16 protein-coding genes and 1 pseudogene are annotated in these 19,525 nt (G+C 58.1%); 8 read left to right on the top strand and 9 right to left on the bottom strand.

Annotated elements, in window-relative coordinates:
• The first annotated feature begins 138 nt into the window (after positions 1–138).
• The 5 genes from bglX to WLO32_RS06635 all read left to right on the top strand — a co-directional run bounded on the left by bglX (position 139) and on the right by WLO32_RS06635 (position 6,407).
• Positions 139–2,436 (top strand): beta-glucosidase BglX, encoded by a 2,298-nt coding sequence (bglX, locus tag WLO32_RS06615; protein ID WP_435947661.1) that lies wholly within the window; start codon positions 139–141, stop codon positions 2,434–2,436.
• Positions 2,437–2,570: 134 nt separating this feature from the next.
• On the top strand, positions 2,571–3,482 hold the full coding sequence (gene osmF / locus WLO32_RS06620; RefSeq protein ID WP_121267206.1) for a glycine betaine ABC transporter substrate-binding protein OsmF: 912 nt from the start codon (positions 2,571–2,573) through the stop codon (positions 3,480–3,482).
• A 111-nt stretch (positions 3,483–3,593) separates the two neighbouring features.
• Positions 3,594–4,751 carry an ABC transporter permease gene (locus WLO32_RS06625; protein WP_435947662.1) on the top strand — a complete coding sequence of 386 codons (1,158 nt, stop codon included), beginning with the start codon at positions 3,594–3,596 and terminating at the stop codon, positions 4,749–4,751.
• Positions 4,748–5,692, top strand: a complete 945-nt coding sequence (locus WLO32_RS06630; RefSeq protein WP_435947663.1) for an ABC transporter ATP-binding protein — start codon at positions 4,748–4,750, stop codon at positions 5,690–5,692. The genes WLO32_RS06625 and WLO32_RS06630 overlap by 4 nt, the downstream gene beginning before the upstream one ends.
• Positions 5,676–6,407, top strand: a complete 732-nt coding sequence (locus WLO32_RS06635; protein WP_435947664.1) for an ABC transporter permease — start codon at positions 5,676–5,678, stop codon at positions 6,405–6,407. The genes WLO32_RS06630 and WLO32_RS06635 overlap by 17 nt, the downstream gene beginning before the upstream one ends.
• Positions 6,408–6,563: 156 nt before the next feature.
• Here WLO32_RS06635 and WLO32_RS06640 read toward each other — a convergent pair whose 3' ends face one another.
• Both WLO32_RS06640 and WLO32_RS06645 read right to left on the bottom strand, forming a co-directional pair.
• Positions 6,564–7,322, bottom strand: a complete 759-nt coding sequence (locus WLO32_RS06640) for a MerR family transcriptional regulator (RefSeq protein WP_435947665.1) — start codon at positions 7,320–7,322, stop codon at positions 6,564–6,566.
• Positions 7,323–7,475: 153 nt separating this feature from the next.
• Entirely contained in the window at positions 7,476–8,600 is a 1,125-nt protein-coding gene (locus WLO32_RS06645; RefSeq protein WP_435947666.1) for a JmjC domain-containing protein, read from the bottom strand.
• A 166-nt stretch (positions 8,601–8,766) separates the two neighbouring features.
• Between WLO32_RS06645 and dinG the strand changes: the two genes are divergently transcribed.
• Both dinG and ybiB read left to right on the top strand, forming a co-directional pair.
• Positions 8,767–10,938, top strand: a complete 2,172-nt coding sequence (gene dinG / locus WLO32_RS06650; RefSeq protein WP_435948256.1) for an ATP-dependent DNA helicase DinG — start codon at positions 8,767–8,769, stop codon at positions 10,936–10,938.
• Between the two features lies 1 nt (position 10,939).
• Positions 10,940–11,909 (top strand): annotated as a pseudogene (gene ybiB, locus WLO32_RS06655) (DNA-binding protein YbiB).
• A 158-nt stretch (positions 11,910–12,067) separates the two neighbouring features.
• On the opposite strand, the gene ybiJ reads toward ybiB, so the two are convergent.
• From ybiJ to WLO32_RS06670, 3 genes are all read right to left on the bottom strand, one after another.
• Complete coding sequence (gene ybiJ, locus WLO32_RS06660) at positions 12,068–12,328, bottom strand: DUF1471 family protein YbiJ (RefSeq protein WP_435947667.1); 261 nt, start codon at positions 12,326–12,328, stop codon at positions 12,068–12,070.
• A 367-nt stretch (positions 12,329–12,695) separates the two neighbouring features.
• A complete protein-coding gene (gene mcbA / locus WLO32_RS06665) occupies positions 12,696–12,956 on the bottom strand; it encodes a DUF1471 family periplasmic protein McbA (protein ID WP_435947668.1) in 261 nt (86 codons plus the stop codon).
• 181 nt (positions 12,957–13,137) lie between these two features.
• Entirely contained in the window at positions 13,138–13,764 is a 627-nt protein-coding gene (locus WLO32_RS06670; protein WP_435947669.1) for a flavin reductase family protein, read from the bottom strand.
• A 90-nt stretch (positions 13,765–13,854) separates the two neighbouring features.
• On the opposite strand from WLO32_RS06670, the gene rlmF reads away from it, so the two are divergent.
• Positions 13,855–14,796 (top strand): 23S rRNA (adenine(1618)-N(6))-methyltransferase RlmF, encoded by a 942-nt coding sequence (gene rlmF, locus WLO32_RS06675; protein ID WP_435947670.1) that lies wholly within the window; start codon positions 13,855–13,857, stop codon positions 14,794–14,796.
• Here the strand turns inward: rlmF and ybiO are convergent, their stop codons facing one another.
• From ybiO to glnH, 4 genes are all read right to left on the bottom strand, one after another.
• Entirely contained in the window at positions 14,797–17,055 is a 2,259-nt protein-coding gene (ybiO, locus tag WLO32_RS06680; RefSeq protein ID WP_435947671.1) for a mechanosensitive channel protein, read from the bottom strand. It abuts the gene before it with no gap.
• A gap of 182 nt (positions 17,056–17,237) precedes the next feature.
• Complete coding sequence (gene glnQ, locus WLO32_RS06685; protein WP_435947672.1) at positions 17,238–17,960, bottom strand: glutamine ABC transporter ATP-binding protein GlnQ; 723 nt, start codon at positions 17,958–17,960, stop codon at positions 17,238–17,240.
• Positions 17,957–18,616, bottom strand: a complete 660-nt coding sequence (gene glnP, locus WLO32_RS06690; RefSeq protein WP_121267216.1) for a glutamine ABC transporter permease GlnP — start codon at positions 18,614–18,616, stop codon at positions 17,957–17,959. The genes glnQ and glnP overlap by 4 nt, the downstream gene beginning before the upstream one ends.
• Positions 18,617–18,704: 88 nt before the next feature.
• Positions 18,705–19,451: a glutamine ABC transporter substrate-binding protein GlnH gene (glnH, locus tag WLO32_RS06695; RefSeq protein WP_121267217.1), complete on the bottom strand. Its 747-nt coding sequence runs from the start codon at positions 19,449–19,451 to the stop codon at positions 18,705–18,707.
• Positions 19,452–19,525 lie beyond the last annotated feature (74 nt).

The raw sequence follows: 19,525 nt of genomic DNA on the forward strand, positions 1-19,525 counted from the left end.
TCAATACTCTGAAATGTTCGAAAAATCAGCATTTAACACCGGGGCCGCTCTTCTTACCCGCGTAACGATGTGGCACACTGCTCTTCTTATCATAATGTGCTGCCCCGGGCGGGCGGCCTGAGCAAGAGAGTAAACCCCATGAAATGGCTTTGTTCTGTAGGTATCGCGGTTAGCCTTGCCCTGCAGCCGGCGCTGGCTGAAGAGATGTTTGGCCCCCATCCGCTGACGCCGGAAGCGCGCGATGCGTTCGTCACTGACTTGCTGACCAAAATGACCAACGACGAGAAAATCGGCCAGCTGCGTTTAATCAGCGTCGGGCCGGATAACCCGAAAGAAGCCATTCGCGAGATGATCAAAAACGGCCAGGTCGGGGCGATTTTCAACACCGTGACCCGCCACGATATCCGCATTATGCAAGATCAGGTGATGGATCTCAGCCGCCTGAAAATTCCTCTGTTCTTCGCCTACGACGTGGTCCACGGCCAGCGCACCGTGTTCCCTATCAGCCTTGGCCTGGCCTCTTCGTTTAACCTGGAAGCGGTGAAAACGGTCGGGCGCATTTCCGCTTATGAAGCCGCGGACGACGGCCTGAATATGACCTGGGCGCCGATGGTGGACGTGTCCCGCGATCCGCGCTGGGGACGCGTGTCTGAAGGCTTTGGCGAAGATACTTATCTGACGTCGATCATGGGCCGCACGATGGTTGAGGCGATGCAGGGCAAAAGCCCGGCGGACCGCTACTCGGTGATGACCAGCGTGAAACACTTCGCGGCCTATGGCGCGGTTGAAGGGGGCAAAGAGTACAACACCGTGGATATGAGCCCGCAGCGCCTGTTTAACGACTATATGCCTCCGTATAAAGCCGCACTGGATGCGGGCAGCGGCGGGGTGATGGTGGCGCTGAACTCCATTAACGGTACGCCTGCCTCCTCCAACAGCTGGCTGCTCAAAAACCTGCTGCGTGACGAATGGAAGTTTAAAGGCATCACCATTTCCGACCACGGCGCGATTAAAGAGCTGATCAAACACGGCGTGGCAAGCGATCCGCAAGATGCGGTGCGCATTGCGTTAAACTCCGGCATCAACATGAGCATGAGCGACGAGTTCTACAGCAAGTACCTGCCGGAGCTGGTGAAAAGCGGCGCCGTTCCGCAAGAGGAGCTGGATGACGCCGCCCGCCATGTGCTGAACGTGAAGTATGACATGGGGCTGTTTAACGATCCGTACAGCCACTTAGGGCCGAAGGAATCCGACCCGGAAGACACCAATGCCGAAAGCCGTCTGCATCGCAAAGAGGCTCGCGAAGTGGCGCGCGAAAGCCTGGTGCTGCTGAAAAACCGTCTGCAAACGCTGCCGCTGAAAAAGTCCGGCACCCTTGCCGTGGTAGGTCCGCTGGCGGACAGCAAGCGTGACGTGATGGGCAGCTGGTCTGCGGCGGGCGTGGCAGATCAGACCGTCACCGTCCTGCAGGGCATTCAGAACGCCGTGGGCGATCGGGCTAAAATCGTGCACGTTAAAGGCGCGAACGTTACCGACCAGAAAGATATCGTCGATTTCCTGAACCAGTACGAACCGGCGGTGCAGGTCGATCCGCGCACGCCGAAAGAGATGATCGATGAGGCGGTTAGCGCGGCGAAAAGCTCCGACGTTGTGATCGCCGTCGTCGGCGAGGCGCAGGGAATGGCCCACGAGGCATCAAGCCGTACCGATCTGGTGCTGCCGCAAAGCCAGCGCGATCTGATTGCCGCGCTGAAGGCGACCGGCAAACCGCTGGTACTGGTGCTGATGAACGGCCGTCCGCTGGCGCTGGTCAAAGAAGACCAGCAGGCTGATGCGCTGCTTGAGGCCTGGTATGCGGGTACCGAAGGCGGCAACGCCATCGCCGACGTGCTGTTTGGCGACTACAACCCGTCCGGCAAGCTGCCGATGTCCTTCCCGCGCTCCGTAGGCCAGATCCCCACCTACTACAGCCACCTGAACACCGGTCGTCCGTATAACCCGGAAAAACCAAACAAATACACCTCCCGCTACTTCGATGAGGCCAACGGCCCGCTTTATCCGTTTGGCTACGGGTTGAGCTATACCACCTTTACCGTCTCCGACGTGAAAATGTCTGCGCCATCCATGACGCGCGACGGCAAGGTGGAGGCTTCGGTAGAAGTGAAAAACACCGGCGATCGCGAAGGCGAAACCGTGGTGCAGATGTATCTGCAGGACGTTACGGCGTCAATGAGCCGTCCGATTAAGGAGCTGAAAGGCTTTAAGAAAGTGATGCTCAAGCCGGGCGAAACCCAGACCGTCAGCTTCCCGATTGATATCGAAGGGCTGAAATTCTGGAATGCCGAAATGCGCTACGACGCCGAGCCGGGTAAATTTAACGTCTTTGTCGGCCTCGATTCCGCCCGCGTCAAGCGCGGCGAGTTTGAACTGAAATAATATTCTCAGCCTAAAGAGCCGGATTTCCGGCTCTTTTTTTATTCTTCCCCTCTCGTTTACCCAAGGCTGCAAAACTCAGCTAAACTCTTGTGACTCCCTGATTTTTAAGCAAAGAACAACAATGAGGAATCACCATGAATTTATCAGCGCGTTGGGGCGTGGCAGGATTACTGATGCTCGCGGCGGGGGCACAGGCGGCCGAGCCGGTAAAGGTTGGCTCTAAAATTGATACCGAAGGCTCTTTACTGGGCAATATCATTTTACAGGTGCTCGAAAGCCACGGCGTAAAAACCGTCAATAAAGTGCAGCTGGGCACCACGCCCGTAGTACGCGGCGCCATCACCTCGGGCGAGCTGGATATCTATCCGGAGTACACCGGCAACGGCGCCTTCTTCTTTAAAGATGACAACGATCCGGTGTGGAAAAACGCGCAAAAGGGCTATGACAAGGTGAAGCAGCTGGATGCGGAGAAAAACAAGCTTGTATGGCTGACGCCGGCGCCTGCGAACAACACCTGGACCATCGCGGTTCGCAAAGATCTGGCGGAAAAAAACAAGCTCGCCTCTCTTGAGGATCTCAGCGCATACCTGAAAAAAGGCGGCGAGTTTAAGCTTGCGGCCTCCGCTGAATTTATCGAGCGTCCGGACGCGCTGCCGGCTTTTGAAAAGGCCTACGGCTTTAATCTGGATCAAAAACAGCTGCTTTCGCTGGCGGGCGGCGACACGGCGGTAACCATCAAAGCGGCGGCCCAGCAAACCTCGGGCGTAAACGCGGCGATGGCTTACGGTACCGACGGCCCGGTGGCGGCTCTCGGCCTGCAGACGCTGAGCGATCCGAAAGGCGTGCAGCCGATTTACGCCCCTGCGCCGGTGGTGCGCGAGGCGGTGCTGAAAGCCTATCCGCAGCTGGACGAATGGCTAAAACCTGTCTTTGCGTCGCTGGATGAGAAAACCCTGCAGCAGCTGAACGCCAGCATTGCGGTGGAAGGGCTGGACGCGAAAAAGGTGGCGGCTGATTACCTGAAACAAAAAGGCTTTGTTAAGTAAGCGCGGTCAACCCGGGCGGTGGATGGCGCATGCGCTTCTCCCCCCCGCGAAGATAAGTTCCGTAGGTCGGGCGAGCGCCGCGCCGCCCGACAATAACGACAGGACGTACGTTTGTTGAAGATCCATAACCGAGTACTGCTGCTGCTGGTGCTTTTGCTGGCGGCGGCGGGCGGATTGCTGCCTTTTATTAATCACGCCGCAAACCGGCTGGTATCGGGGGAACCCCTGGCGCTGAGCCAGTTACCTGATCATGCGTTTTTACTGCTCGCCCTCCCTACGCTCGTCCTTGCCGGTCTGACCTTGACCCCCACGCGTCGGCTCCCGCTTTTTCTGACGCTGCTTGTCGGCGAAGCGATGTTTATCGCCGCGCTGGTCGTGATGGGCAAAACGGCGGAGTATTTCGCCCGGGAAGGAAGCATGGTCGCCCGCACCTCGCCCGGCGGCGGCCTGTGGCTGACGCTTGCGCTCTGCCTGCTCATCTGCGCCGATGCGATTAATCGTCTGACCCCGAAAGCGCTCTGGCGTCTGCTGCTTAATCTGCAAATCTGGATAGTGCCCGTTGCCCTGCTGCTGGGCGGCTTCTTCTCGGAGCTGTCTTTACTTAAGGAGTACGCCAACCGGCAGGACGTTTTCGACGACGCCTTAAGCCGCCATCTGCTTCTGCTGGCCGGGACGCTTGTTCCGGCGCTGCTAATTGGCGTGCCGCTCGGCGTGTTGTGCTATCAGCGTCCCGCCTGGCAATCCTCGGTATTTTCCGTGCTTAACGTGATTCAGACCGTTCCCTCCGTGGCGCTTTTCGGCCTGCTGATCGCGCCGCTGGCGGGCCTTGCGAAATTATTTCCCTGGCTTGGCGCGCTGGGCGTAAGCGGCATTGGCATGACGCCCGCGCTTATCGCGCTGGTGCTTTACGCTTTGCTGCCGCTGGTGCGCGGCGTTGTCGCAGGCCTGCAGCAGATCCCGCGTAATATTATTGAAAGCGCCGAAGGGATGGGCATGTCGCGGCGGCAGATATTCTGGCGGGCCGAAGTGCCCCTGGCGACGCCCGTTCTGCTGCGCAGCCTGCGCGTGGTTTGCGTACAGACTATAGGCATGGCGGTTATCGCCGCGCTCATCGGCGCCGGAGGTTTTGGCGCGATCATCTTCCAGGGGCTGCTGAGCAGCGCGCTGGACCTGGTGCTGCTGGGGGTGATCCCGGTGATTGCGCTGGCCGTGATGCTGGATGCGCTTTTTAAACTGTTAATCTCATTGCTTGAGGCGAAACGGCCATGATCGAATTTGACCATGTCAGTAAATACTTCCAGGGGGAAGCGGCGGTCAAAGATCTGTCGTTGACCATCCGGGAAGGGGAGTTCACGGTGCTGATCGGCACCTCCGGCTCGGGAAAATCCACCACCCTGAAAATGATTAACCGGCTGGTGGAGCACGACGAAGGACGAATTCGCTTCGCCGGCGAGGAAATCCGTAATTTTGACGCCAAAGCGTTGCGCCGCCGTATGGGATACGCGATTCAGTCCATCGGCCTGTTTCCCCACTGGAACGTGGCGCAGAATATCGCCACCGTGCCGCAACTGCTGAAATGGCCGAAGGCGAAGATCGACGCGCGCATTGATGAGCTGCTGGATTTGCTCGGCCTTGAGGCCGCGCAATTTCGCGAGCGCTACCCGCATCAGCTTTCCGGCGGGCAGCAGCAGCGGGTCGGCGTGGCGCGCGCGCTGGCGGCCGACCCGGAAGTTCTGCTGATGGACGAGCCCTTCGGCGCGCTCGATCCTGTCACCCGCGCGGCGCTCCAGCAGGAAATTGTGCGCATTCATAATTTGCTGGGGCGCACCATCGTGCTGGTTACCCACGACATTGAAGAGGCGCTACGGCTGGCGGATCGCATCGTTCTTATGGACGGCGGGCGGATTGTTCAGCAGGGAACGCCGCTGGCGTTGCTGACTAACCCGGCCAATGAGTTTGCGCGGGATTTCTTTGGCCGCAGCGAGCTTGGCCTGCGGCTGCTGTCGTTAAGACAGGTTGCCAACAGCCTGCGCGCCGACGAACGTATCGAAGGCGAACCTATTAAGGCCGATCTTAGCCTGCGCGAGGCGCTGTCGCTGTTTGTTGACCGGCAGTGCCAGCAGCTACCGGTGGTTGATGAACAGGGCGCGCCGTGCGGCGTGCTGCATTTCAGCGATCTGGTGCGGGGTGAGCATGCGTCTGGTCTTTGATCCGCTGCTGTGGCTGCTGGCGCTGTTTATCGCGCTGCTTTTTTTGATGCCCTATAGCGGCCCGCTGTTTAGCTGGCTGTTCCCGGAGCTTGCAAGGCCGATATATCAGCAGGACAGCTTTACGTCTCTGGCGCTGGCCCACCTGACGCTGGTGGCGGTTTCAAGCCTCGTGGCGATAGTTATCGGCGTGGGGCTGGGCATCGCCGTAACGCGTCCGGCGGGGCTGGAGTTTCGCTCGCTGGTGGAAACCATCACCGCCGCAGGCCAGACCTTTCCGCCCGTTGCCGTGCTGGCGATTGCCGTGCCGGTTATGGGCTTCGGGCAGCAGCCCGCGATTATCGCGCTGGTGCTTTACGGCCTGCTGCCCATTTTGCAGGGCACCCTTGCCGGCATCGGCGCGGTGCCGCAAGCCACGCGTGAAATTGCCTTAGGGGCGGGAATGAGCCGCTGGCAGGCGCTGCGCAAAGTTGAGCTGCCGCTGGCGGCCCCGGTGATCCTGGCGGGGGTGAGAACTTCGGTGATTATTAATATCGGCACGGCGACCATCGCCTCAACGGTAGGCGCCAGCACGCTCGGCTCGCCGATAATCATCGGCCTGAGCGGCTTTAATACCGCCTATGTGATTCAGGGGGCCATCCTGGTGGCGCTGGCGGCGATAGTCACCGACCGCCTGTTTGAACGCCTGTTACGCTATATCACGCGCCATGAAGGATAACGATATAGCCTACCAGCATCAGGCCGCTGATTCCGCCGATGGCCATCACCAGCATGCCGCCGACGACGGCAATTTTAGATAATTTCATGTTTCGCTCCCAATGTTACGGGGGCGATTATAAGACGAAGCAGGCTTGTTAATGAACCTTTAAATGCCTTATGCGCCGCGGGAGGCTTCGCGGCCGTCGCCGTTGAGCGGAAAAATGGGCAGCCCGGCGCAGCGCCACTGCTCCAGCTGATTAAGCTGCTGATCGGTCGGCGTTTCGCCGCACCACACCAGAATCGTTTGCTGCGGGAAGAGTTCGGGACGCACGCAGGTGAGCGAGTGGGCCAGAATATCGACGCGCCAGCCTTGTTGAACCGCCATCCAGGCCGCCATCCACAAACGCGTGGTGTCCGGCGTGTTCCAGCCTATCAGCAGCGCATCTTTGCCGCTGTGTTTGCGCGCCGAGGCGAGGCACTGCGCAATATAGCTAATCAGAACACCATCGAGCAGCCCGAGCAGCGTATTGAGCGTAATCTGCTGGCATTGCAGGCGGCGACGCAGCGGGATGTAGAGCTGCATGACAAGCGTTTCGGCGGGATAATCGCGCCCCATATCGGCCACCCAGGCGCGTAGCCGGTTGGGATTGCCGCCCTGCAGATGGCGCAGCAATATTTCCTGCCGCTCGCGCCAGCCCGTATCCAGATCCTTCTCTTCGCCGCTGAGCAGCGCTTTGACCTTGCTGACCTGGACGCCATTTTCAATCCAGCGTTTTATCTCGCGGATACGATCGATATCGGCATCGTCAAACAGGCGATGCCCGCCGTCGGTACGTTGTGGTTTAAGGAGTCCGTAGCGCCTTTGCCAGGCACGCAGCGTCACGGGATTAATATCGCAGAGCGCAGCCACTTCGCCGATGGAATAAAGCGCCATGATGTCCCCAAAGCCAGTCTTAAAGTCCCCGTATAACTGTAGACAGTGCGCCTGACTGTGGGAAGTTTTGCTGATTTTTTTTGAACAATTCTGCAGGGGGGATTTTTCGGACAGGGCAGGGCGCCGCCGCGCCCCGCCCGAAAAGCGGCCGGATCAGCCTTCGAAATACCAGTAACCCTGGTTTACCAGGCCGGTCAGCTCTGCCATAAAGACTTCGTCCTGCAGCGCCGAACCCAGCTCCTGCCGGCCGATTGTCGTATACCGGCAAAGCGCGTCGGCGGCGTTCAGGTTCGCCGCGGCGAGCGGCTCGCTGTTGACGAAGAAGCTGTCGCCAACGTTCAGTACGCGCAGGCCGTTCAGGCGGGTCAGGCTATCGCCCTGCATCAGGGCATCGCGAATTTCCGCCGGCTCATAGGGCGGCTCGGCAGGGGCGATATCCAGCTCGTGTCGCGGCGTCGTGGCGAAGCGTCCGAACCACTGCCTGAAATCCTCCGGCTGGTTAATCATCTCCATCATCATGCCGCGCAGGCGGTCAAGCTCGTAGTCTTCCACTTTGCCCGGATGATCGCGCAGGGTTAAATCAGGGTCGCTGTAATGCTCGTTGCCCAGATCGTTTTCCAGCGCGTAGTCGGCGAAGCTGCTGATTAAGTCGCGGCCGTTTGGCCCGCGGAAACCAACGGAGTAGTTAAGGGCGGTTTCATGGGTAAAGCCGTCGTGAGGGAAGCCCGGCGGGATATACAAAATGTCGCCCGGCGCAAGATCTTCATCGATGATCGGCGTAAAGGGATCGACGTGCAACAGCGCCGGATGCGGGCAGAACTGACGCATCGGCAGCTTATCGCCCACGCGCCAGCGGCGGCTGCCCATGCCCTGGATAATAAACACATCGTACTGGTCGATATGCGGCCCAACGCCGCCGCCCGGCACGGAGAAGGAGATCATCAGATCGTCCAGACGCCAGTCCGGCAGCACGCGGAAAGGGCGTACTAATTCGGCAGACGGCTCATGCCAGTGGTTGACGGCCTGCGCCAGCAGCGACCAGCCCTTTTCGCCCAGGTTATCGAAATCCGCAAAGGGCCCGTTGCTGGCGTGCCACTGCCCGTCTGCGCTATGGCTGACCAGGCGGCTGTCCACTTCGGGCTCCATGGCCAGGCCTGCCAGTTCATCCGGCGTAATAGGATCGACAAAACCCGGGAACGCCTGCTTTAAGACAACCGGCTTCTTTTGCCAGTATTTTTCCAGAAATTCTTGCCAGTCGAGGGCGAGTTGATAAGCCATAGTTTTGTACCAGTGGGAAGAGAGACGGGTGATTATAGGGAGAGGCCGCGCGCCGCCGCTTTGTCATTGGTCAAGGCCGGGTGGATGACTTAAAAACAAAAAATAATGCCGTCCGCGGATGAAAAGTGGGACAATAGTGGCTGTTTATACAGTAGAAGTGGTGCTCATGGCTTTGTCCCCGGCGCAAAAAGCGCAAATCGCCGCCTGGTATAAGGCGCTACAGCAGCAGATCCCGGACTTTATTCCGCGCCCGCCGCAGCGGCAGATGATTGCCGAAGTGGCGAAAACGCTGGCGGGAGAAGAGGGGCGCCATCTGGCGATCGAGGCGCCGACGGGCGTGGGCAAAACGCTCTCTTACCTGATTCCCGGCATCGCCATTGCGCGCGGGGAAGAAAAAACGCTGGTGGTCAGCACCGCAAACGTTGCGCTGCAGGACCAGATCTTCAGTAAAGACCTGCCGCTGCTGCGCAAAATCATCCCCGATCTGAAATTTACCGCCGCCTTCGGGCGCGGGCGCTACGTCTGCCCGCGTAACCTGGCGGCGTTAGCCACGGACAGCCTGGCGCAGGGGGATTTGCTCGCCTTCCTGGACGACGAAATGGCTCCCGCCAGCAAAGATGAACAGCAGCGCTGCGCAAAGCTGAAAACCGAGCTCGATAGCTATAAATGGGACGGGATACGCGATCATAACTCGCAGGCCATTGACGACGATCTCTGGCGCAGGATGAGCACCGATAAGGCCAGCTGCCTTGGCCGCAACTGCCACTGGTATCGCGAATGCCCGTTCTTCGTCGCCAGGCGCGAAATCGACGAAGCGGAAGTGGTGGTGGCCAACCACGCGCTGGTGATGGCGGCGATGGAGAGCGAGGCCGTTTTGCCGGAGGCTAAAAACCTGCTGCTGGTGCTCGATGAGGGCCACCATCTGCCGGACGTCGCCCGCGACGCGCTGGAGATGAGCGCTGAGATCACCCCCGGCTACAGCCGCCTGCAGCTTGATCTATTCTGCAAGCTGGTGGAAACCTGCATGGCGCAGTTCCGCCCGAAAAGCCCGCCGCCGCTCACCGTGCCGGAACGTCTGACCAACCATTGCGATGAAATACACGAGCTGCTCACCTCGTTTTGCGGCATCGTAAAGCTGTGGATGCCGGGCGAGTTTGAGAGCGAGCACCGTTTCGAAATGGGCGTGCTGCCCGATGAGGTCATGGCTATCTGCCAGCGGCTGGCGAAGCTTATGGAAGGCCTGCGCAGCCTCGCCGAAGCGCTGCAGGGCGATCTGAGTGAAAAAACCGGCAGCCACGACGTGGTGCGGGTGCACAGGGCCCTGCTGCAGATGAACCGCGCGCTGGGCTATTTTGAATCCCAAAGCAAACTCTGGCGTCTTTCCGCCATGCATCAGGCGTCAGGCGCGCCGGTTTCCAAATGGGTGACGCGGGAAAATCGGGAGGGGCAGCCGCACCTGTTCTTCCACTGCGTGGGGATCCGCGTAAGCGATCAGCTGGAAAAATTAGTCTGGCGTAACGTGCCGCACGTGATTATTACCTCGGCCACGCTGCGCTCGCTGAACAAATTCGATCGCCTGCAGGAGATGAGCGGCCTGCGCGAAAAAGCGGGGGACCGTTTTATTGCGCTGGACTCGCCGTTTAATCATGTCGAGCAGGGCAGGCTGGTTATACCGCAGCTCACGGTTGAGCCGACGATGGAAAACGAGCCGCGGCATATTGCGGAAATGGCGGCCTTTTTCCGCGCCGAGCTGGCAAAAGGCGAGCATAAGGGCATGCTGGTGCTGTTTGCCAGCAACCGCGCCATGCAGCTGTTTTTGACCCACGTCACCGATCTGCGTCTTACCCTGCTGGTGCAGGGCGACCAGCCGCGCTATCGCCTTGTGGAACTGCACCGCAGGCGGGTGGAACAAGGGGAAACCAGCGTGCTGGTTGGGCTGCAGTCCTTTGCCGAGGGGCTGGATTTAAAAGGCGACCTGCTAAGCCAGGTGCATATCCATAAAATTGCTTTCCCGCCGGTAGACAGCCCGGTGGTGGTTACGGAAGGCGAATGGCTCAAGAGCCTCAGGCGCTATCCGTTTGAGGTGCAAAGCCTGCCCGCCGCCTCTTTTAATCTTATCCAGCAGGTTGGGCGTTTAATTCGCAGCCACGGTTGCTATGGTGAAGTGGTGATTTACGACCGCCGCCTGCTGACCAAAACCTATGGCCAGCGTTTGCTCGGCGCTTTACCGGTGTTTCCAATTACCCAGCCGCCCGCGCCGGCGGCTAAAATAGTTGAAGCAACGCCCAAAAAGGCCGCGCGGCGCAAACGCGCGAGTAAAAAATATCAGGGGAGCTGAAATGGACTATCGCAAAATCATTAAAGAAATAGGCCGTGGCAAGAACCACGCCAGAGATCTGGACTTTGATACCGCGCGCGGGTTGTATACCCATATGCTAAACGGCGAGGTGCCGGAGCTTGAGCTTGGCGGCGTGCTTATCGCGCTGCGTATCAAGGGCGAAGGCGAGGCGGAAATGCTGGGCTTCTACGAGGCGATGAAGCAGCATCTTATTTCCCTTACGCCGCCGGTCAATAAGCCGATGCCGATCGTCATCCCCTCCTATAACGGCGCCCGCAAGCAGGCAAACCTGACTCCGCTGCTGGCGATGCTGCTCAATCGCCTGGGCTATCCGGTACTGGTGCATGGCGTAAGTCACGATCCGACGCGCGTATTGACGCAAACCGTGTTTACGCTGCTGGGCATTGAGCCAACGCTGCATGCGGGGCAGGCCCCAGGCGAAGCTCGAAGCCCATCATCCGGTTTATATGCCCATTAGCGCCCTGTGTCCGCCCATGGAAAACCAGCTCGCCATGCGCTGGCGCATGGGCGTTCGCAACAGCGCGCATACGCTTGCGAAACTGGCGACGCCCTTTGCGGAAGATGCCGCGCTGCGCCTTGCCAGCGTTTCCCATCCGGAATACGTGCCGAAGGTGGCGAAGTTCTTTGCCGATATCGGCGGACGCGGGCTGCTGATGCACGGTACGGAAGGCGAAGTGTACGCCAACCCGCAGCGCTGCCCGCAGATAAGCCTCATCGACAGCCGCGGCACGCGGGTGCTAAGCGAAAGGCAGACGGAGGCGAATAGCGCAGATATTGCGCTGCCCGCGACGAAAGATCCGGAGGTCACCGCGCGCTGGATTGAACGCTGCGTGGCGGGCGTGGAGCCGGTCCCGCAATCCTTAAAAACGCAGATGGCCTGCTGCCTGGTCGCCACCGGCGAAGCGCCAACGCTGGAGGCAGGCTTAGCCAGGGTGGCGCAGAAGTTCTAGCCCGGCGCGCAGATAAAAAAAGCCTGCGGCAAGATCCGCAGGCAATAAGGGTAACATCAAGGGTCAAACAAGGGTCGGAGCAGGGCTCCAGATGAGGGTTAAATCAAAAGCAATACAACATTTCACAGGGATAAAACTTTAACGCTTTGCCTTACAACTTATTTGTAGATAACAGCGGTGCCGCTCATTTTGTCGTTGGAGTTGGCGGAAGTGATGGCATAGGCTTTCGCGCCCGCCTGTTCCGCTTTCAGAGCCAGCTGCGCTTCCAGCCCGTCCAGCGTCGTTGCGCCATGCGCGGAAACCACGCCTACTTTATTCATGTTCTGCGCTTCGGCAGGGCTGACCGCCTGCGCGGCGAAGGCGCCGAAAGAGAGCGTTGAGAGAGCGATAGCGGCTACAGCATATTTTATGGTTTTCATGGTAAATATCTCGCAGGTTATTCTGTCAGGGTGACGTTGTTCCGTCGATGTGATTATGGTCACACTTTTACGCAGAAGAATAAACCGAAGAGAATTGACGTCGTTGTTCAAAAAAATTGAATGCACTATAAGCCGTTGAATGTAGCTATTATTTATCCTTCATCTGTCAATTTTGCGAAATTCGTCACATTGCGGCTTCGTTTAGCGCACCTTTTGCTACTTTTTTTCTTAATGCTGGTCGTACCTGATGAGCAATCGCTTGCGGGTGAATCAACGGCGTTGAAAAATGGCGGCCGAAAGAAAAACGGTTTCCGGAAGGGGAAACCGTTAGGGGGTGAAGTTAAGCATCTTGCGTGAGTGTTCCAGGCTATTTGTAAATGGTGGCGGTCCCGTACATATGGTTGTCGCCGCCGGCGGAGTTAATCACAAAGCCTGTGGCGCCCTGTTCTTTCGCTTTTTCAGCCAGTTTATTCTGCAGCTCGTCAAGGCTGCGGGCGTTGGTTGCGGAAACGGTGCCCGCCGGGCGCAGCTGGCCGGTTTGGTTATCCATCAGCTCCTGCGCTGCCTGAGCAGCGAAGGGAAGAGCAGCCAGAGTGATAACCGCAGAGAAATACAGCAATTTTTTCATCGTCACATCCTCATAATCTTTTGGGGGCGTTGATTAAAATTCCATCAACACTCAAAGTGTAGGAGGAAAGTTGTGATAAAAGGGCGCAAAAAATTGATGAAGTTGTGCGTGTTTTTTGAACGACAAAACTTGACGAAAACATTACAAATCAGCCACATACATGCGGCTGATTTTATTTAATTTATCTGGCGTCCGGGCGGATAAGGTCGAATCGGTGAGATTCTTCGATGGTGTAATAAGCTGAAGGGCCGCCGGCCCGCAGAACCGGATTGGCAAGGGCCGTCTGGTAGATCCCGTCTTTTAGCAGGGCTTCATCAATATGCACCGCCACGACTTCCCCCAGCACCAGCCAGGTCTCAATCGCCGCCCCGTCGGCGGAGGTTAACTGAATGCACTGGGACAGGCGGCATTCGAAATTCACCGGGCTTTGCGCCACCAGGCTGGCTTTAACTTTGCGGCCCGCGACGGCGGTTAACCCGGCGACAGCAAACTCGTCTTCACCGCGAGGTAAAGTCGCGGAGGTTTCATTCATCTGCACCGCCAGCTCGCGGGTGGTGAGGTTCCAGACGAACTCTTTGGTTTCAACGATATTCTGCACGCTGTCCTTCCAGCCGCTGCTGGCGAAACCTATGATCGGCGGGCGGTAGTTAAAGCAGTTAAAAAAGCTGTAAGGTGCCAGATTGCGCAGGCCCTGCGGATTTATTGACGATATCCAGCCAATCGGGCGCGGACCAATAATGGCGTTGAGCGGGTCGTGCGGTAAACCGTGGCCGGCCGCGGGTTCGTAGTAATACCTTTTCGCAGACATATTACCCCTTTCAGTGGTGAAATTGGCGGGGCGTATTTACCCCGCCGGCTTCACAGAGTATCTTACGCGCCCACACAAGGAGAAGCCTCGATGAAAACCCCTGCTGCCACCAAACCGGGTTTGCACCCGCGTAACCGTCACCGTAGCCGCTACGATTTTTCCGCCCTGCAGCAAAGCTGCCCGGCGCTGACGGCCTTTATCAAAACCGGTCCGCACGGTGAAAGTACGGTGGATTTCGCCAATCCTCTGGCGGTTAAGGCGCTTAATCAGGCTTTGCTGGCGCATTTCTACGGCGTAGCGCAGTGGGATATTCCCGAAGGTTTTCTCTGCCCGCCGGTGCCGGGACGTGCGGATTATATTCACCATCTGGCGGATTTGCTGGCGGAAGGGAATGAGGGCCGGGTGCCCGCGCAGGCTTGCGTGCTGGACGTGGGCGTCGGGGCCAACTGCATTTACCCGCTAATCGGCCAGCATGAATACGGCTGGCGTTTTACCGGTTCAGACATCGACGCCGACGCCTTGCGCAGCGCGACGATGATTGTCGACGCTAACCCGGGCTTAAGCCGCATGATTCGCCTGCGCCGCCAGAAAACGCCGAACGCTATCTTCCCCGGCGTCATCCATAAAAACGAAACTTTCGATGCCACGCTTTGTAATCCGCCGTTTCATGACTCGCAGGAGGCGGCCCGCAGCGGCAGCGAGCGCAAACGCCGCAACCTCGGGCAGGATGAGAAGGGCGCGCTGAACTTTGGCGGACACGAGCATGAGCTGTGGTGCGAAGGCGGCGAGGTGGCGTTTGTCAGCCAGATGGTTAACGAGAGTAAAGCCTTTGGCCGCCAGGTGCTGTGGTTTACTTCGCTGGTCTCCCGCGGCGAAAATCTGCCGGCCATTTACCGCGCGCTGCAGGAGGCGGGCGTGGAGAAAGTGGTGAAAAAAGAGATGGCCCAGGGGCAGAAGCAAAGCCGCTTCATCGCCTGGACCTTTATGAACGATGCACAGCGCGCTCGCTGGGCCGCCACGCGCTTTAAATGATCATATCGTAGGGTTGGCAGGCGGCAGCGCTCCGGTTGCCGCCTCCGTAGCCTGCAGCGCCTGTGCGGCGTCCGCTCCCGGCTGCATTACCTGCACCGTCTGCACCGGCGGGCGAATTCCTGCCGCATCGAAGTGCTTTTTCACCATTCCGTCGAGCGCAAAGCGCACCGTCCACTGTTTTAACGGCTGGGTGGTGAACGACACGCGCACCGTGAACGCCTGGTTGGTCAGGCCAACGATCCCCGCAAAGGAAGGCTCGCCGATGACCAGCATGCGAATTTCCTGTTTTTCCATCAGCTCGGCCACGGCTTCTTTAAGAATGCGGTTGGCTTTGTCCACGTCTTCCTGCCTGTCCACATCGTAGTTGGCGACGAACGAGCCGATGCCGCGCACGAAGTTGGCGAAGGTGGTGATCGATGACCAGGGGATAATGTGATAGGCGCCGGTATCCTGCCGCACGCCGACCGAGCGGATCGACATGCGCTCCACGGTGCCGGTAATCGGCCCGATAGTCACCAGGTCGCCGGTATTCATGCCGTTTTCAAACTGGATAAATATCCCGGTAATAATATCCTTCACCAGGGTTTGCGAACCGAAACTGACCGCCAGCCCTAGCGCGCCGGCCCCCGCCAGCAGCGGCGCGATATTCACGCCGATTTCCGAGAGCAGAATCATTATCGTGATGGTGCTTATCACCACCGCAAGCGCGTTACGGAACAGCGTCAGCAGCGTGCGCGTGCGGGCGCTGGGCATCGGACGGCCGTGAATATCCGACGCCAGGCGGTTTTCAATCAGGCTTGCCAGCAGCGTCCAGCCAACGGCGGAGAAGAACAGGATAAGCACGATGCGGATAAGAATATCGACGGTTTTCTCGCCCGCGCCGTTGGTAAGCCAGGCCCACATATCAAACAGGCTCCAGGCGTTCAGCAGCAACATTACGGCCACCAGAACGGTAAGGATACGCGCCATTTTCAGCGAGGCTGAAATCCAGCTGTTCAGCCGTTTTTGCAGCTCGGGATAGCTGCGCTGCACCTGAGGTGAAAGGGTGATGGTTTTCGCAATCCAGCGCGAAAGCATGCCGGAGATAAAAGCGGCGATGCCGATAATCGCCAGGCTATGCACGGACGCGCCCATCATCCACTTCAGGCTGTTGCCCGGATTGAACAGCGAGAAGAAAAACAGCACCACGAAATAGGCGCTGGCGAGCCAGTGCCAGACAAGCGCAAAGGCGCGGATAAACAGGCTGAAAAAGGCCATGGAACGATCGGCGAGGTTAATCAGGCTGCGCTGGATATTCCGCTTGTTGTGGAATATCAGGTACAGCGCCCAGATGGTGATGCACAGCATAATGGCGACGTTGGTCAGGGCGCCAATCTGCACGTTCACCTGGCTTGAGATAATCGGTACGGCGACCAGAATGCCGTAACCAATCAAACTGCTGAGCCCTGATAAGCGGATATTCCAGTATTTTGCGCTCTGGTCGCTGACCGGGAAGGGACGCAGATCCGGGAAGCGCGGGCAGAAGATCAGCCGCAGAACGGCCTTAAAGAATTCGATAAGCGCGAAGGCGTTGAGAAACAGGCCCTGCTGGCGGGCGATGGTGCGGCTGCCCGCGTTCATCATGTCGCTGAAGATTTGCCCGACAAACAGCGTCAGGGCCAGCAGCAGCAAGTCCATCACAAAAGCGCCGAGAATCATCAACGGCAGGTGGAACCAGCTGGAGCGATCGCGGTTTTTTTTGCGTCCCCATTTCCCCATGCGCTGCCATATCGGCGTCATGCATAGCCGAATCAGCACATAAAAAGCGAAGACGGAAGCGGCGAGCATGGAGAAGTGCGTGAACGCCTTGAAAAAGGTCTGCTGGTTAAAGGCCTTGTGCGGCGAGCCGATGATGTTGCGGTACAGCTGGGCGAAGCGTTCGGCCAGTTCGCCGCCGTAGTGACGGCTTACGTCCGTCACGTTTTCCAGCACGGTCTTATCCTCGCTGATTTTTTCCGGCGGCGTGATAGCGGGCACGGGTTCAGGCGGCGGCGTGGCGGCAACCTTACGCAGCTGATCGATTAATTCCGTTCTTGATTTGTCGTTATCCAGCACGTCCGCAAGCGCCGAATAGGCTTTTTTCTTCTCTTCAATATCGGGTTCGGCGGGCGGGGCGGCGCTGGCTTGGGTGGAGGAGGCGGCAACGGCGGCGGCAGGCAGCGTTACCGCCTGGGTTTGAAAGCTGAGCAGGCTGCATAGTAACAACAGAATCCACGGCACGGCACTCCTCCAGGCTGAGAAAGTCAGGCAAAGGAGTAAGTATAGTTAGTCAGGATCAAGGGGTTGGAAAACGGGATTAATCTGGTGCGGCTTAAGATGTGCCGGCAGCCGGCCTGCGTTGGCAGGCTGGATAAGCGAAAGCGCCATCCGCCAACGGGCAGCGGCGCTACGCTTATGCTTAATCAGGAAACGTGCTGTAGGAACTCCTGCAGGCGCTGGCTTGGCGGGTTGGCGATAAGCTCCTGAGGATTGCCGTCTTCGGCCACGCGGCCCTTGTCGATGAAAATCAGGCGTGAAGCCACTTTCTCGGCAAAGCCCACTTCGTGCGTGACGATAACCATCGTCATGCCTTCTTCGGCTAAATCCTGCATGACCTTCAGCACCTCATGACGCAGCTCCGGGTCAAGCGCGGAGGTCGGCTCGTCGAAGAGCATCATTTTCGGCTTAACCGCCAGCGCACGGGCAATCGCCACGCGCTGCTGCTGGCCGCCGGACAGCTCGGAAGGGTAGTGGTGCGCACGTTCCGCAAGACCCACTTTCGCCAGCAGCTCTTTGGCGAGCTTATCCGCCGCGTCTTTCTTCAGGCCGCGCACGCGAATCGGGCCGAAAGCCACGTTTTCCAGCGCGGTGAGGTGCGGGAAGAGATAAAACTGCTGGAATACCATGCCGGCTTCCTGGCGGATCAGGCGCTCGTCCACCTTCGGGTCGTTGACCTTTAAGCCGTCGACGATCAAATCGCCGCTGGTGATGTCTTCAAGCTTGTTGATGCAGCGCAGCAGGGTAGATTTGCCGGAGCCTGACGGCCCGATAATCACCACCACTTCGCCCTGTTTGATGTGCAGATCGATATTGTGCAGCACCTGGGTCTGGCCGAAGTGCTTGGAGACGTTTTTAAATTCAATCACAGGATTTTCATCCTTCTTTCAAGGCGACGCAGAACAAAGCTCAGCACCAAAGTAATAATCAGATAGAAGACCGCAACGGCGCTCCAGATCTCCAGCGCGCGGAAGTTACCGGCGATAATTTCCTGACCCTGGCGGGTCAGCTCGGCCACGCCGATAACGATGAACAGCGAAGTGTCTTTGATACTGATAATCCACTGGTTACCCAGCGGCGGCAGCATACGACGCAGCGCCAGCGGCATAATCACGTGGCGAATGGTTTCGCGTTTGGACAGGCCCAGCGCCAGTCCCGCTTCGCGGAAGCCTTTATGGATGGACAGCACCGCGCCGCGGGTGATTTCCGCAATATAGGCCCCGGAGTTGATCATGATGGTGACCACCGCGGCGCTGAACGGGTCGATGCGCAGGTCGGTAAAGGCCATCGGCAGCGCGAAGTAAATAAACATTACCTGCACCACGATCGGCGTACCGCGAATAACTTCGATAAAGACCAGCGCGATATGGTTGGCGATCCAGCCGCCGTAGGTGCGGGCAAAACCCGCCGCCAGGCCAATCACCAGGCCGCCGCAAAGACCGAGGACCGAAATCCACAGGGTCATTTTGGCGCCTTCAATTAAGAGAGGAATTGCAGGCCAGATGGCGCTCCAGTCAAACTGCATGATGTGTTCCTGTTACTGTAAACCGTGGTTCAAAATGTAAGGGGCGAAAGCCGCCCCTCAGGTCCTGCTTAAGGCTGATTAAAAATTATTATTTTGGTTCAGTGCCGAACCATTTTTTGTAGATTTCGTTGTAGGTGCCGTTCTCTTTGAGGGTTTTCAGCGCGCCGTTTACTTTAGTACGCAGGTCGTCGCTGCCTTTCGGGAAGGCGATGCCGTACTGCTGGGCTTCCAGCGAGTCACCTACCGCTTTGAACTGACCGTTGCCGGCGGTTTTGATGAAGTACAGGATGTTTGGCGTATCGTGCAGCACGGCGTCAGCACGGTTGGTGCCCAGCTCCATGTAAGCGTTGTCGATGTTCGGGAACTGGCGCAGGTCTTTAGTTTTGATGTTGGCCTTCACGTAATCAACGGAGCCGGTGCCGCTTTTAACCGCCACGACCTTGCCGTCGAGATCCTTCACGCTTTTAATCTCGTCGTTGTTCGCTTTAACCATCACCAGCAGACCGCTTTTGTAGTAGCCGTCGGAGAAGTCGATCGCTTTTTGACGTTCTGGAGTAATAGTGATGCCGGCCAGCGCCACATCGATATTTTTAGTTTGCAGCGCGGGAATGATGCCGCTGAAGTCCATCGGCTTCAGGGTATAGTCCAGCTTCAATTCTTTAGCGATGGCGGCCCATAAATCCACGTCGAAACCAACGTATTTGTCGCCTTGTTTAAATTCAAAAGGAACGAATGCGGTGTCGGTCGCGACAACCAGTTTCTTCTCAGCGGCGTGGGAAGTTACCGCAAAAGCCAGGGTGAGTGCAGCCAGTGAAACTTTCAAAATCGACTTCATAGCATTTCCTTTGTTAATCCATGGGGCTATCCCCTGCAGCCAGCGCAACATGGAAGAATCGTGCCAGATTTACA

This window comes from Dryocola mayonis, from assembly GCF_051307045.1.
Lineage (GTDB): Bacteria > Pseudomonadota > Gammaproteobacteria > Enterobacterales > Enterobacteriaceae > Dryocola.